Here is a 14,271-nt window from a genome sequence, read left to right as displayed (position 1 = left end):
AAACTCTCCTGTAAACGTCGCCTAGGTCTCGAGTAGCCGTAAATGATCACCGGTAGTGACACTCAAACGCTGTGCTTCGGCTTCACTCAGCACGATAGTATTGTCTTCAGTGGGGGCACGGCCTATCCAGCTCGCGGTAAAGCTGAGCATATCGGTGGTCGCGGCAAGCCAGCGGCTGAGGCTCTCCTGCGGCGCGCTGTTGGCCACCTCCACTTGGCAGAGCCGTGAGTTGCGGATGGCGCGTACATCGTCAATGTAGGCTTCCACCGTGGGGCCACCGTCGAAAATATCGATATACCCCTCCCAACGAAGCCCCTCTTTTCTAAGCATTTCCATGGCCGGGCGGGTATGCCGATGCACCTGCCCAATGCAGGCACGCGCGTCTTCTGACATAAAGGTGGTATAGATCGGGAACTTGGGCATCAGCTCGCCGATAAAACTCTTTTGCCCAAGACCGGTCAGGCGATCGGCCTCATTGAAATCCATGGGAAAAAAGTGTTTGCCCAGACTTTCCCAGAAGGGGCTGGTGTTGTGCTCATCAAAAACGCCACGCATTTCCGCCAACACTTTATCGGGGAAACGGTCGCGGAACTGGGCGATAAACAGCCAGCGCGCCTTGGAGAGCAACGCGCCGTTGCGCAAATGCTTGTTGGCTTCGCCGCGGTATTCCGGGCGCAGAAACAGCGAGCACACTTCGGCATCGCCGGTATGGTCGGAGCTTAAAAACAGCGTGTCGATGGTGCGGTGCAAGTCCAGCTGTACAGAGGAATGCGCCAGCGTGCCCAGCCGGTAATTGTAGAACGGCACTTCGCGACCGACCTGGCCCTCAATCGCGCAACAACCCGCGAGTTCGCCGTTGTCTTCGTCTTCCAGAACGAAGAAATAAAGCCGGTCATCCACTGGGGTGCGCTCTTCAAAAGCGCGGGCAGCAGCTTCAATCTTGCCAGCCAGGAACTCGCGATTATCCGGCAACGAGGTAAACCCCACACCGGCCTGCTGCGCAAGCGCCTGGAGCCCATCAAGATCATCCCGGGCAATGGGTCGAATGCGCATTACATTTCTCCTTCATCAAGCGCATCTACCGCGCTGGGCAAGGTTAACGGCGCGGCGAGCACCGCGCGGCCCTCTTCCACGCCCAAGCGTTCGGCATGCTCGGGCGACAGCATCAACTGACCGGTAGGCGACAGCGCATAGCGTGCCACAATGCAGCGGAAGCCCCCCAGTTTCTGGTTGGCAATCATCGCCGGTTCCGCGTCAGGAAGCGCGTGTTCAGGACGAACCCGGACCGGGTGCCACGCTGCCGAGCGGAAGGTTTCCAGGCGCTCACGTTCGGTTTTGACAATCGGCCCGGCGTCGAAAATATCCACATGGCGCGAGCGCACAAAGCCCTCCGCCAGCATTTCTTCCAGGGCCTCTTCATGGGCCGGGTGTTCACGGCCAATCGCTGCCCGCGCCTGGGGCGTTAGCAGGGGCAGATAGAGGGGAAACTGGGGCATGACTTCGGCGATAAAGCTTTTCGAGCGCACCCCGGCAATATGATTCATCTCCTGGAAGCTGCGGGCGAAAAAGTGCCGCCCCACGCTCTCCCAGAATGGCGACTCGCTGCGCGTATCCAGATAGCCTGGGAATGCCACCGCCAGAATGCGCGAAAAGCGCTCAGGGTACTGGGCGATAAACATCAGCCGTGCACGGCGAAGCAAGCTTTCGGCACTGGTGCCCTTGTAGCGCGGATTAAGCGAAAAGGCACACAGCAGGGTGGCATCCGAAACTTCATGGGAAAGCGCCAGGGTTTGCACTTCCCGGCGAACGTTGAGCTGCTGGGAGGCGTGAATCAGCGTTTCCTGGCGATAGGTGTAATAGGCCTCATTAGCGCCTGCCTGAGCGCGAATGGTCGCCGTGCCCAGCACTTCGCCACTGGCGTCGTCCGCCAGCACGAACGTATAGTGCTCGTTGCCGGGGAACTCCACCTCGCCGCTGAAGGCCGCCTCGGAGCGCACAATCCGCTCTTCAAGACGCTCGCGGTTGGCGGGTAGATTGGTGAGCCTGGGTACTGCGTGCTCGGCTAGCTGTTCCAGCGCCGCCAGGTCGTCCATTTTCACCGGTCGAATTACCAGCATCCTCAACGCTCCCTCAGCATTTGAGACGGGGGTTGCTACGGCTTCACTCATGTGGCGGCAACTAACCGTTCAATCGCACGTTCCAGGCGGGCCATGCCCTCGGCGATGTCCGCTTCCGGAATGACCAGGGAAGGCGCCATGCGCAGCACATTGGGCCCGGCAATCAGCGCCATCAAGCCCTCTTCAATCGCCAGTGGAAGGATATCTTTGGCACGTCCTTCATAGGCATCGGACATTTGGGCGCCCATCAGCAGGCCCATACCGCGAATCTCTTTAAACACGCCGTACTTGCGATTGATGGTTTCAAGGTGCTCGCGAAACAGGTCATGACGCTTTTTGACACCTTCAAGTACCTCGGGAGTATCGATAAACTCGACCGCCGCCAGGGCAACGGCAGATGCCAGCGCGTTGCCGCCGTAGGTGGAGCCGTGGGTACCGATAACCAATGATTTTGCCACCGCATCAGTCGCCAGCATTGCCCCCACAGGGAAACCACCGCCCAGGGATTTGGCGCTGGTGAGAATATCCGGGGTAATACCGTAATTTTTATACGCGTAGAGTTCGCCGCTGCGGCCCACGCCGGTTTGCACTTCATCAAAGATCAACAGCGCATTGTGCTCGTCGCACAGATCGCGCAGCCCCTGGAGGAAGTCCTGCGTGCCGGGCACGATGCCGCCCTCACCCTGCATGGGCTCGACCATGATCGCGCAGGTGTCGTCGCCTACCAGCTTGCGCACACTTTCCAGATCATTGTAGTCGGCATGCAGGATACCACCGGGCACCGGACCAAACCCCTGTGAATACTTGGGCTGCCCCCCCACGCTCACGGTGAAAAAAGTGCGCCCATGGAACGACTGATAAAACGAGATGATTTTATCTTTATGCTCACCGTGGTTATCCACAGCCCAGCGGCGAGCCAGCTTCAACGCGGCCTCATTGGCTTCACCGCCGGAGGAGCACAGGAAGACCTTATCGGCGAAGGTCCGATCGACCAGCGCCTTGGCCAGGTTCAGCGCTGGCTCGTTGGTAAACACATTGGAAAGGTGCCACAGCTTTTCACCCTGATCCTTTAGCGCATCGACCAGTACCGGATGGCAGTGCCCCAGGGAATTGACCGCGATGCCCCCGGCAAAATCGATATATTCACGCCCCTGCTGGTCCCACAAGCGGCTGCCTTCTCCTCGCACCGGGATGACCTGCTGCGGGGCGTAATTGGGCGCCATATAGTGATCGAAATCCTGACGGTTTGGGGTGTGGCTCATGGGACGCTACCTCCAGTGGGGTAAGGGAATGAAAACAGTATAAGGGGCCGAATAGGGTAACTGCTTTCAGCAATGGGACGGCAAATTATGAAAAGCAGCATTTAACGCGCCCCCTTTTTTAACACTCTATATCCATCCTTCTCACCTCACGGTATCAGTGACGTATTTAGTCGTTTGGGGACGCCTGATGCCCTTCGGTAGCTGTCAGCCGCGCCCTTTCCTCAAACATTGAATAAGGCGCGGAATCCAGGCATCGGCGCGCAGTGTCGGCCATCAAGGGCGAGCGAATCCGTGAGCCTGCGTATCCAAGCACCCACCTGCACTTCAACGCTGTTCGCGGTAGGCTTGAGTAAATCCGCCCGAGGAGCACTCCGCATGCTCAACGTAACCCAACTGCGTGGTAGCCGCCATGCCATTGGCGTGGCCCATGGCCAGCGCCACGCCGCACAGATTCAGCGCAGCATTGAGGTCTATGACCGGCTGTTTCAAGACTTTGCAGGCCTCGACTGGGCTGCAGCCCGACAGGCGGCGCGACGCTTTATACCGGCTATCGAACGCGGCTTTCCGGCGATCCTGGATGAGCTCGAGGGCATTGCCGAGGGCGCCGACCTGCAGCGCGACGACATCCTCACCCTCAACTGCCGCAGTGAGATCTCGCTAACCCAAGCCAGCGGCGGCTGTTCCGCCTTCTCGCTCTACCAGCAGGGTCGGCAGTGGCTGGCCCAGAACTGGGACTGGCGCCTCGACCAGCTCGATAACGTGGTGGTACTGCACATAGAGGGCGACGACGCTTCGCCGCTGGTCAGCGTGGGCGAGGCGGGGATGCTGGCCAAGATAGGCCTCAACGCCCACGGCCTCGGCGTGTGTCTCAACGCCATCCGCTCGCAGACCTGCGGCGACGGCCTGCCGATCCACGTCGCCCTGCGCAAGCTTCTCGAAAGCGACGGTTTCGCCAGCGCCCAGCGCATCGTCGCGGAAGACCGCGTCGCCTCACCGGCACACTTTCTGGTCGCCAGCGCTGCAGGCCAGGCCGCCGGTTTCGAGGTACAGCCCGGGCCACCGGGGGTACTCGAGGCCCGCGACGGGCGAGTGACCCACACCAACCACCTCTACGCCGCGGCCACCACCGCCTGTGTCGCCGACTTCCCCAAGCCCGACTCCCATGTGCGCCTGCGCCGCCTCGATGAGTTGCTCGACCCACCGCCCGAGGCCAGCGTCAGCGCGCTGTTCGACGTACTGAGCGACCACCACAATACGCCCATGTCGATCTGCAAGCACACTGACATCGACCTGCCCGAGGCCGAGCGCATGGAGACTCTGTTCGCGGTGGTGATGAACCTCGACGAGCGCACCCTGCACCTGCGCCACGGCTACCCCTGCAAGGCCCGGCAGACGCTGAGCATTGCGCTCGACTAGCGGCGCAGGAAAAGAAGCAGTTGGGGACGGGTGGGCGGGATACACTGGCCCAGGATCGAAAGTTTCAGCAGCAGCAACAGGGAGAAGCGCCATGAAATATATCTTTGAAGTGCATATCCGCGACGGCTACCGCGCCGAGGACTACGCCGACGCCTGGGTCCGCGCCAGCCAGCTCATCCAGCAGGCGCCCGGGGCACGCGGCACCGAGCTGCATCGCAAGATTGGCGACCCCAGCACCCTCATCGCCATTGCCCACTGGGACAGCAAGGCCAGCCGCGACGCCATGGAAACCCAGCCCAACCCGGAGATCAAGGAGATCATCCGCCGTGCGGCCCCCTGCTGCGAGATCCGCCTGATCGGCGAATTCGAGGAACCGGAGTGGGTGGTGATGCCGCCGAATGCCAAGTCATAAAGGAGGGTCGCAAGGCCCCTTTTACTGGCTCAGTGCTCAGCATGCGACTGAAAGCCTGATCAATTGAAGACCTCCCCCTTGAAGAAACCTAAAAGAGCACCACACTCATTAGCAAGCTATAAAGTTACCCGTTGTGTAGCGAGGTACTGATACTCAGTAAGAGAGGAGCACACCCCATGCAGATTGATCTTAACGGCAAGCACGCCATTATCACCGGGTCGACCGCAGGTATCGGCTTTGCGATTGCCCAGGGCCTGGCCAATGCAGGTGCCGAGGTGGTTATCACCGGGCGCACCCAGGCACGTATTGACGAGGCCATCGCGGCCATCAAGAAAGACGTTCCCAACGCCAAGGCGACGGGCGTGGCCGCCGACCTGGGCACCGCTGAAGGCTGCCAGACGCTGATCGAACAACAGCCCAGCACCGATATCCTGATCAACAACGTCGGCATCTTCGGCCCACAGGACTTTTTTGAGGTCGACGACGCCACCTGGCAGCAGTTCTTCGACGTCAATATCATGAGCGCCGTGCGCCTTTCACGCCATTACGCCCAAGGCATGCGTGAGCGCAATTGGGGGCGCATCCAGTTCCTGTCCAGTGAATCGGGCATCAACATCCCCAGCGAAATGGTCCATTACGGCATGACCAAATCGGCGCTGCTGTCGGTATCGCGGGGGCTAGCCAAGGTATTGAGCGGCACCCAGGTGACCGTCAATGCCATTCTGCCGGGGCCAACCCGCTCAGAAGGGGTGCTCAACATGATTCGTGAAATGGCGGAAAAAGAAGGCACTTCCCAGGCCGAAGTGGAAGCGCGCTTCGTACAGGAGAATCGCCCCTCGTCGATCATCCAGCGGCTGGCAACCCCCGAGGAAGTGGCCAGCATGAGCGTCTATGCGGCCTCGCCCCAGGCCAGCGCCACCACCGGTGCCGCTTTGCGCGTGGAAGGTGGCATTGTCGATACGCTAACCTGAATCCTCTAACTCAGCCGCTCCTCCCTCGGCGTCATGCCGAAATGGTGGCGGTAGGCGGTAGAAAAGTGCGCCCCGGAAGAAAAGCCGGTGGCAAACGCAATATCGCCTACCGCAAGGTCGCTTTCCCGTAGCTGTTTGCGGGCTTCCTGAAGACGCAGGTCCAGGTAGTAGCGGCTGGGCACCGCCTGCAGATATTTCTTGAACAGCCGCTCCAACTGACGCCGGGAAATCCCCAGATGCTCGGCCAGCTCCAGAGTGGAAAGCGGCTCCTCGATATTGGCTTCCATCAGCGTCACGGCATCCACCAGGCTTTGCGGTGCATGGCCCAAGCGGCTGCGTAGCGGCACATGCTGGCGCTCGTCCGCCAGGCGAATCCGGTCGCAGACGAACTGTTCCGAAACCTGCTCGGCCAGGCGAGCGCCGTGGTGCTGACCGATAAGCGTCAGCATCATGTCCATCGCCGCGGTGCCGCCTGCACAGGAAAGCCGGTCGCGGTCAATTTCGAACAGCTGCTGGGAAAGCGTGACTTGCGGATAGGCCTGGGAAAAGGCGTCGAACCGCTGCCAGGGCAGCGTGGCGCGGTAACCTTCCAGCAGCCCGCAGCGCGCCAGCACCTCGGTGCCACCCGCCAGCCCTCCCAACATCACGCCGCGCCCCACGTATCCCCGCAGCCATTCATTGAGCTTGGCGGGCAGCGCATAGGGCAGCGGCGTCGGGGCGCAGACCAGCAATAAATCAAGCGGCCCAGGCGTGCTTGCCAAGGTATGCTGCGCCAGCACGGAAAGCTGCGCGCCGCTGCGGACGGCTTCGTCGTCCATACTCAGCGTGACGGTGTGATAAAGCATCTGCCCGCTGAGCTGGTTGGCCATTTGCAAAGGTTCCAGCGCGCCAGCATGCGCCAGCATCGAAAACCCCGGCAGCAGCACAAACGCTACCCGCCGTCGCGACGCGGCATTGGGGGAGTTGACTGGGTTATGCTGCATGGAAAACCGCCGTGACGAAAACAAACCGACATCTTAACCAATTGCCTGGGTAAAGGCAGTGGCCGCGTCGCGGTAAACAAAACATGACGTATAAATGCAAAAACGCCGAGCTCCCAGGCCCGACGTTTTCATAACGCTAGTACCGCCATTTAGCGGCAACTGGTCTACAGGTTGACCACATCAAAGTCGACCATCGGGTCAACATCGGCGTCGTAATCAACATCGTCACGCCCGAAGCCAAACAGCTTCAGGAAGTCGTGTTTATAGCTTGCGTAGTCGGTGATCTCGAACAGGTTATCGGTAGTGACTTCCGACCACAGATCCTGACAGGCCTTCTGGATATCGTCGCGCAACTCCCAGTCATCCAGACGCAGACGGCCCACTTCGTCAGTGGCCATCTCACCACCCTGCGGGGCATAGAGCCGCTCGCCGAACAAGCGGTTAAGTTGATCGATCGTGCCCTCGTGGACGTCCTGCTCTTTCATGATCCGATACACCATGGCGATATACAGCGGCATGACCGGGATGGCCGCACTGGCCTGGGTGACCACCGACTTGAGTACCGCCACGTTAGCGCCGCCACCGGTCTCTTTCAGCTTGGCATCAATCGCCGCTGCGGCGCGGTCCAGGTCTTCCTTGGCCTTGCCCAGCGCGCCGTGCCAGTAGATCGGCCAGGTGATTTCCGTGCCGATATAGCTGAACGCCACGCTGCGTGCGCCCTTGGCCAGCACACCGGCCTGGTCCAGCGCCTCCATCCACAGCTCCCAGTCTTCGCCGCCCATCACGGTGATGGTATCGTCGATTTCCTGCTGGGTCGCGGGCTCCACCTCGGCTTCGATGATGGCGTCTTTATTGGTGTCGATCGCGGTCGCCCGGTAGGTTTCGCCAATCGGCTTGAGGCTTGAGCGCTTGAGCTCGCCGCTATCCGGCAGCTTGCGCACCGGCGATGCCAGCGAGTAGACCACCAGGTCGACTTCGCCCATGTCCTGCTTGATCAGTTCGATGGCTTTCTGGCGCGCTTCGTGGGAGAACGCATCGCCGTTGATCGATTTGCTGTAAAGGCCTTCCTGCTTGGCGAATTTGTCAAACGCTGCGCTGTTGTACCAACCCGCTGTGCCAGGCTTATTCTCGGTCGCCGGTTTTTCAAAGAACACGCCCAGGGTATCCGCTCCGTAGCCGAACGCCGCGGTAATGCGTGCCGCCAGGCCATAGCCGCTGGAAGCCCCGATCACCAGCACTTTTTTTGGACCGGCGTTCTTGTCCAAACCGCGTGCGCGGGTCGCTTCAATCTGCTCGCGAACGTTTTGCTCGCAGCCAACCGGGTGGGTAGTCGTACAAATAAAGCCGCGTACTTTGGGTTTAATAATCAAAGGGAACCTCGCTTTCAAAATAATTAGCTCATCAGTGGCACTATTCTAGCGGTCTAGAGCGGCGCTGTCCGCTATTGAGCTTGTGGACCTTTCACGTCAGGATATTGTTTTATCCCTGACCGCCCGTGAGGCTTTGTTAATGAACGCACAGCAGCTAGTCGATGAACGTGGCGATTTATGGTTGGCACTGGCACCTTTATGGCTGGACCGCGAGCCAAGTGAACGCGATTACGCCCAGATGGTCGAGGTCGTTCAGCGCTTTGAGATGACCTTCAAAGAGCTTGAATGGATGTTCCGCCTTGAGATGGCGCCGGTGATGGCCCGCCACCAACTGTCCATTGCCAGCGAATGGCGTGAGTTCAATAACCGCAAACTGATGCAGCAACTGGTCAGCCACAACCTGCGTTTGACAGGCTGGCGGCGCAAGAGCTGGGCACTGTTTTCAGGTCTGACGACCATGATGGTTCGCCATCGTTGGAACGAGCTGATGAGCCGGGTGATGGTCGCCCGCGGCGAGACCTAAACCTCGTCGAGCGCGCGTTCCAGGCGTAGCCGTAACGAGCGGCCATGATCCCGGGGACCAAAGCGCGCAATGACCTTGCCATCACGCCCGACCAGGAATTTTGTAAAATTCCATTTGATCATTGTTGTGCCCAACATGCCGGGCGCCTCACGCTTTAACAGTACGAACAACGGGTGGGCGTCACTGCCATTGACCCGCACTTTTTCCATGAGCGGAAACGTGACGCCGTATTGCTGCTCGCCAAAGGTACAAAAGGCCTCAGCGCTTTCCGGGGACTGTTTGCCAAACTGGTCGCAGGGAAACCCCAGTACCGTGAAGCCGCGATCCCGATAGCGTTGGTAAAGCGTTTCCAGCTCTTTGAGCTGCGGGGTATAGCCACAGCGGCTGGCGACGTTGACGATCAGCAACACCTGCCCCTGCAACGCCCGCAGGTTAAACGGCTGCCCCATGTGGTTATAACAATCCTGATCGTAAAGTGTCATCTGCCGCCTCCCCCCTGGAACGCCTCGCCACTTACCATGCCATGTCTATGCCCAACGCACCAGTTCCTCGAGCCAGCCTCTGTCGACCTAGACCAGCGGACCGGCCACCACGCGAAGCGCCAATGCCAGCAGCAATACCCCGGTCACCCGGTTGATCCAGTGGGCACGGCGCTGAAGCCAGGGCAGCACGCTTGAATGCGACAGGGCAACGGCCACCAGCACGTACCATCCTCCGTCAATGACCATCGCCGTCACCACGATGAGCGCTTTGGCGACCAGGCTCATATCGGGCGTGACAAACTGGCTGAGCAACGCAACGAAGAAAAGAATCAGCTTGGGATTGCCAAGCGCCACCAAGACGCCCTCCCTGGCGGCCCTAGCGCCGGACGTGACCATTGCCTGTTGCTGCATCGCCCCGGCACTACCGGCACGCAGCGCTTTAATGCCCAGCCAGGCAAGATACGCAGCCCCTACCCAGGTAATCAACTGGAAGAGGGTCGGCCACTGCACAATCAGCGCGCCCAGACCCAGCACGGTAAGCAGTGCATAAAGCCCAACGCCACCGGCATGGCATAACGCCGCTGTCACACCCACCAGTCTTCCCCCACCCAGGGTATGGCGCAGCACCAGCGCCAGACTGGGTCCCGGTGACATGGCGCCCATGGCGCATACCGCTGCCAGCGACAACCATAGCGAGAATGGCATGTGATTCTCCTTGATCGTTGATTATTCCTTTTGCCGCCAGCCAATGGCGACCCGCACAGTGTACGTCAAAACCATCGAGACGACGTCTGCGCTTGAGCAAATAAGGCTGTTAGCATGATATTCTGTTGGGTAAACTTTGGCTTTTTTGATGACACCCCTGATCAGCAGGGAGAATCACTAATTACAGGACGTCAACATGGGTAGGGCTTTTCAGAACCGTAAAGAATCCATGGCCAAAACGGCCGATGCCAAGACGAAGGTCTACAGTAAGTACGGTCGCGAGATTTACGTTTGCGCCAAGTCGGGCGGCACCGACCCCCATAGCAACCTGGCGCTACGCGGCCTGATGGAGCGTGCCAAGAAGGACCAGGTACCCTCTCACGTGATCGACAAGGCTCTGGATAAAGCCAGCGGGGCAGGCGGCGAAGACTTTTCAGCGGCGCGCTACGAGGGCTTCGGCCCAGGTAATGCCATGGTGATTGTCGAGTGCTTGACCGACAACCCCAACCGCACCTTCGGCGACGTTCGCGGTTGCTTTACCAAGACCAAGAGCAAAATCGGCACCCCCGGCAGCGTCAGCCATATGTTCGACCACTGCGCGATTTTCGCGTTTGCCGGTAGCGACGAGGAAGCCGTGCTGGAAGCGCTGATGGAAGCCGATGTCGACGTCACCGATATCGAGCAGGAAGACGGCCGCATCACCGTGTTTGCGCCGCATACCGACTACGCCAAGGCCAAGCAGGCGCTGCTGGACACCTTCGGCGACATCGAGTTCGAGGCCGATGAAATTCAGTTTCTGCCGCAAACCACCACGCCGGTCGAAGGCGACGATGTGGCCATGTTCGAAAAACTGCTCGGCATGCTGAACGATCTGGACGACGTACAAAACGTCTACCATAGCGCTGAGCTGCCCTCAGACGACGAATAAATGCTTAATACACCAGCGCCGCCCATGATGGCGGCGCTGGTGCAAGGCAGGACCAGGCACTAAGGCCTGATCGCAAGGTCTTGGGGCTTATCGCTCGACTAGAATGTCAGGCAGATCTTGCCGAAGTGTTCGCCGGATTCTTGATGACGGAAGGCATCGGCGATTTTGGTCAGCGGGAATTCACGGTCGATAATCGGCCGCATGCCATTGGCTTCGATGGCACGAATCATTTCTATCTGGTCGCGGCGGCTGCCCACGATCAACCCTTTCAGGGTGGCCTGCTTGGCCATCAGCTTGGCGGTGGGGATTTCCCCTTCACGGCCTGTCAATATGCCGATCAGTGCGATATGACCGCCGATCTTGACCGCATCGATCGACTGCGGCAACGTGCCTGAGCCACCTACTTCCACCACATGATCAACGCCTTCGCCTTCGGTCAGCGCCTTGACGGCTTTCCCCCACTCGGGCGTCTCTTTGTAGTTGATGGTGTGCTCCGCCCCCATCTCACGCAGGCGCGCGAGCTTTTCGTTGGAGGACGATGTGGCGATGACCCGTGCGCCCATCATCTTGGCAAATTGCAGCGCAAAGATGGAAACGCCGCCGGTACCCAGCACCAGCACCGTATCGCCAGCTTTCAGGCCACCGTCGACGACTAATGCGCGCCAGGCGGTGAGGCCAGCGGTGGTCAGGGTAGCTGATTCGGCGTGACTGTATTCAGCCGGCTGATAGGTGAACGAGGTGGCAGGCGCGATAACCTGCTCGCGCGCATAGCCATCGATGCCATCGCCGGGAGTGGTACGGAAGTCGCCGACCCGCGCCGGGCCCTCCAACCAGCCGGGGAAGAACGTCGACACCACCGGGTCGCCCACGGAAAACTCGCTCACGCCTTCACCGACGGCGTCGACAACCCCGGCGCCATCCGACATGGGGATACGCCCCTCCTCGGTGGGGATCATCCCGGCTACCACGGCGTAGTCGTGAAAGTTCAGCGAACTGGCGTGCAAGCGCACACGAATTTCACCTTTCCCCGGCTCGCCGGGCTCGGCTTGATCCACTACCGTTAGCTTGTCGAGACCGCCGGGCTGATTGAGTTGAATCGCTTGCATGAACACCTCTTTGGACAGAATGGTCGGTACATTAACCATTGGGGCTAACAGCATCGACATCAAGGCCGATGAACCCACCCGATTGCCGACGCCAGAGACGCGCATAAATGCCATTCTTTTCCAATAATTGGGCATGAGTGCCACTTTCGACAATCCGCCCCTCATCGACCACGATAAGTCGGTCGAGCATCGCAATGGTGGACAGCCGATGAGCAATCGCAATCACCGTTTTACCTTCCATGAGGGTATCAAGCTGCTCCTGAATGGCGGCTTCCACCTCGGAGTCCAGCGCCGAGGTGGCCTCATCGAGCACCAGAATCGGGGCATTCTTGAGCAGCACCCGGGCAATCGCAATGCGCTGTCGCTGGCCGCCGGACAGCTTGACGCCCCGCTCGCCTACATGGGCGTCCAGCCCACGCCGCCCTTTCGGGTCGACCAGATCATTGATAAAGGTATCCGCATGGGCACGGCATACCGCCTCCCAGACGTCGTCATCATTGGCATGGGGGCTACCGTAGCGGATGTTATCGCGCAGCGAACGGTGCAGTAACGACGTGTCCTGGGTCACCATGCCGATCTGGTGGCGCAGCGAGGTTTGCGTAACCCCGGCGATGTCTTGCCCATCGATAACAATGCGCCCGCCCTGAAGGTCGTAAAAACGCAGCAGCAGGTTGGCAAGGGTCGACTTACCCGCCCCGGAGCGGCCGATCAGGCCAATCTTCTCACCCGGGGCAATATTCAGACTCAAGCCGTCGAACACGGTTCTGTTCTCGCCCTTGGCTTGTTCATAGCCGAAGCGCAGCGCCTCGAAAGCAATCGCTCCATGGGGAACGCTTAGCGCCTGGGCATTGGGTGTATCACGAACGGTAGGCTCCTGGGCGATGGTGTTCATGCCGTCCTGCACCGTACCGATATTTTCAAATAGACCGGCGACCTCCCATAAAATCCAGTCCGACATGAAACGAATCCGCATGACCAGCGCGATGGCAATGGCGAGCACGCCCAATGAGATCGCGTCCAGGTACCAGGCACTGATCGCCATCCCCGCTGTGCCCACCAACAGTGCCGTATTCAGCAGTGTCAGGCACACGCTCATGATGGTGACCAGGCGCATTTGACGGTGCACGGTGCCCATGAAACCTTCCATGGCATCCTTGGCGTAGTCCTGTTCACGCTGGGTGTCGGCAAACAGCTTGATGGTCTGAATATTGCTATAGCTGTCCACCACGCGCCCAGTCATCTGGGCACGGGCATCCGCCTGGGCCATGGAAACATCCCTTAGGCGCGGCACGAAAAACCACATAATTGCCAGATAGCCTGCCAACCAGAGCCCCAGCGGCAGCAGCAGCCAAGGATCAGCACGGCCCAGTAAAATCGCCGCACCGGTGAAGTACACAATGGCATAGACCAGCAGGTCCATTACCTTGGTGACGGTTTCGCGAATCGCCAGCGCCGTCTGCATGACTTTCTGCGACACCCGCCCGGCAAACTCGTCCTGATAAAACGCCAGGCTCTGGCTGAGCATGTGCCGATGCGATAGCCAGCGGCCAATCATCGGGTAGTTGCCGAAGATACTCTGGTGCGTCACCAATGACTGCGCCAAGACCAACAGCGGCAGGCCAATCAGCACAAGAATCCCTACTCCGGAAAGCCACAGACCATGCTCGGCCCAGAAGTTCTCCCGCTCCACGTTGCCGAGCCAATCCACCAGCTCGCCCATGTAGCTAAAAAACACCACCTCGGCGGCAGAGACCAGGCCGGTGAACAGCGACATCAGTAGCAACAGCGGCCAAACCGGGCGGGAAAAATGCCATATGAACGCCGCTAGTCCCTTGGGAGGCGTCGTCACGTTGCCTTCGGGATAGGGATCAACGCGCGTTTCAAAGTAACGAAACAATGGCGCGAGCATACGCGAGAGCATGGCGAGTCCTTATGTTACTTGTCAGTCGATGAATTAGTTCGGCAAACATTGCCAGAACGGCCAGCACCAAAAGAA

Annotated in this window: 14 protein-coding genes; 5 read left to right on the top strand and 9 right to left on the bottom strand. The window is 59.6% G+C overall.

Annotated features, from left to right (window positions below; translation table 11 throughout):
* Window positions 1-21: 21 nt before the first annotated feature.
* From astA to IT895_RS04345, 3 genes are read right to left on the bottom strand one after another with little or no spacing between them, the layout of a single operon-like run.
* Window positions 22-1,053, bottom strand: coding sequence for an arginine N-succinyltransferase (astA, locus tag IT895_RS04355; RefSeq protein WP_085917863.1), 1,032 nt, complete (start codon window positions 1,051-1,053; stop codon window positions 22-24).
* Window positions 1,053-2,117: an arginine N-succinyltransferase gene (locus IT895_RS04350; RefSeq protein ID WP_199284808.1), complete on the bottom strand. Its 1,065-nt coding sequence runs from the start codon at window positions 2,115-2,117 to the stop codon at window positions 1,053-1,055. The genes astA and IT895_RS04350 overlap by 1 nt, the downstream gene beginning before the upstream one ends.
* 47 nt (window positions 2,118-2,164) lie before the next feature.
* The gene (locus tag IT895_RS04345; protein WP_085917865.1) at window positions 2,165-3,379 is read right to left on the bottom strand and encodes an aspartate aminotransferase family protein; all 1,215 of its coding nucleotides are present in this window, start codon (window positions 3,377-3,379) and stop codon (window positions 2,165-2,167) included.
* 291 nt (window positions 3,380-3,670) lie between these two features.
* Between IT895_RS04345 and IT895_RS04340 the strand changes: the two genes are divergently transcribed.
* The 3 genes from IT895_RS04340 (at window position 3,671) to IT895_RS04330 (ending at window position 6,178) form a co-directional block, all read left to right on the top strand.
* Window positions 3,671-4,795: a C45 family autoproteolytic acyltransferase/hydolase gene (locus IT895_RS04340; RefSeq protein ID WP_233337365.1), complete on the top strand. Its 1,125-nt coding sequence runs from the start codon at window positions 3,671-3,673 to the stop codon at window positions 4,793-4,795.
* Window positions 4,796-4,886: 91 nt separating this feature from the next.
* The gene (locus tag IT895_RS04335) at window positions 4,887-5,207 is read left to right on the top strand and encodes an antibiotic biosynthesis monooxygenase family protein (protein WP_199284807.1); all 321 of its coding nucleotides are present in this window, start codon (window positions 4,887-4,889) and stop codon (window positions 5,205-5,207) included.
* Between the two features lie 176 nt (window positions 5,208-5,383).
* Complete coding sequence (locus tag IT895_RS04330) at window positions 5,384-6,178, top strand: SDR family NAD(P)-dependent oxidoreductase (protein WP_066321530.1); 795 nt, start codon at window positions 5,384-5,386, stop codon at window positions 6,176-6,178.
* 5 nt (window positions 6,179-6,183) lie between these two features.
* Here the strand turns inward: IT895_RS04330 and IT895_RS04325 are convergent, their stop codons facing one another.
* Both IT895_RS04325 and fabV read right to left on the bottom strand, forming a co-directional pair.
* Window positions 6,184-7,161 (bottom strand): GlxA family transcriptional regulator, encoded by a 978-nt coding sequence (locus IT895_RS04325; RefSeq protein WP_199284806.1) that lies wholly within the window; start codon window positions 7,159-7,161, stop codon window positions 6,184-6,186.
* A 164-nt stretch (window positions 7,162-7,325) separates the two neighbouring features.
* Complete coding sequence (gene fabV / locus IT895_RS04320) at window positions 7,326-8,531, bottom strand: enoyl-ACP reductase FabV (RefSeq protein WP_199284805.1); 1,206 nt, start codon at window positions 8,529-8,531, stop codon at window positions 7,326-7,328.
* Window positions 8,532-8,670: 139 nt separating this feature from the next.
* On the opposite strand from fabV, the gene IT895_RS04315 reads away from it, so the two are divergent.
* A complete protein-coding gene (locus tag IT895_RS04315) occupies window positions 8,671-9,054 on the top strand; it encodes a DUF7079 family protein (RefSeq protein WP_199284804.1) in 384 nt (127 codons plus the stop codon).
* On the opposite strand, the gene IT895_RS04310 is transcribed toward IT895_RS04315, so the two are convergent.
* Together IT895_RS04310 and IT895_RS04305 are read right to left on the bottom strand one after the other, a co-directional pair.
* Window positions 9,051-9,536 (bottom strand): glutathione peroxidase, encoded by a 486-nt coding sequence (locus IT895_RS04310; protein WP_199284803.1) that lies wholly within the window; start codon window positions 9,534-9,536, stop codon window positions 9,051-9,053. The genes IT895_RS04315 and IT895_RS04310 overlap by 4 nt on opposite strands.
* Window positions 9,537-9,623: 87 nt before the next feature.
* Window positions 9,624-10,241: a LysE family translocator gene (locus IT895_RS04305; protein WP_082926111.1), complete on the bottom strand. Its 618-nt coding sequence runs from the start codon at window positions 10,239-10,241 to the stop codon at window positions 9,624-9,626.
* 196 nt (window positions 10,242-10,437) lie between these two features.
* On the opposite strand from IT895_RS04305, the gene IT895_RS04300 reads away from it, so the two are divergent.
* Window positions 10,438-11,169: a YebC/PmpR family DNA-binding transcriptional regulator gene (locus IT895_RS04300; RefSeq protein ID WP_066321522.1), complete on the top strand. Its 732-nt coding sequence runs from the start codon at window positions 10,438-10,440 to the stop codon at window positions 11,167-11,169.
* A 98-nt stretch (window positions 11,170-11,267) separates the two neighbouring features.
* Here the strand turns inward: IT895_RS04300 and IT895_RS04295 are convergent, their stop codons facing one another.
* On the bottom strand, window positions 11,268-12,275 hold the full coding sequence (locus IT895_RS04295) for a zinc-dependent alcohol dehydrogenase family protein (protein WP_085917873.1): 1,008 nt from the start codon (window positions 12,273-12,275) through the stop codon (window positions 11,268-11,270).
* A gap of 31 nt (window positions 12,276-12,306) precedes the next feature.
* Entirely contained in the window at window positions 12,307-14,196 is a 1,890-nt protein-coding gene (locus IT895_RS04290; protein ID WP_309782060.1) for an ABC transporter ATP-binding protein, read from the bottom strand.
* Window positions 14,197-14,271 lie beyond the last annotated feature (75 nt).

The sequence above is a fragment of the Halomonas sp. A40-4 genome (assembly GCF_015767635.1).
Classification (GTDB): domain Bacteria; phylum Pseudomonadota; class Gammaproteobacteria; order Pseudomonadales; family Halomonadaceae; genus Vreelandella; species Vreelandella janggokensis.
Note: the sequence above shows the minus strand (reverse complement) of the source record. Positions and strands in the feature narration are given on the sequence as shown.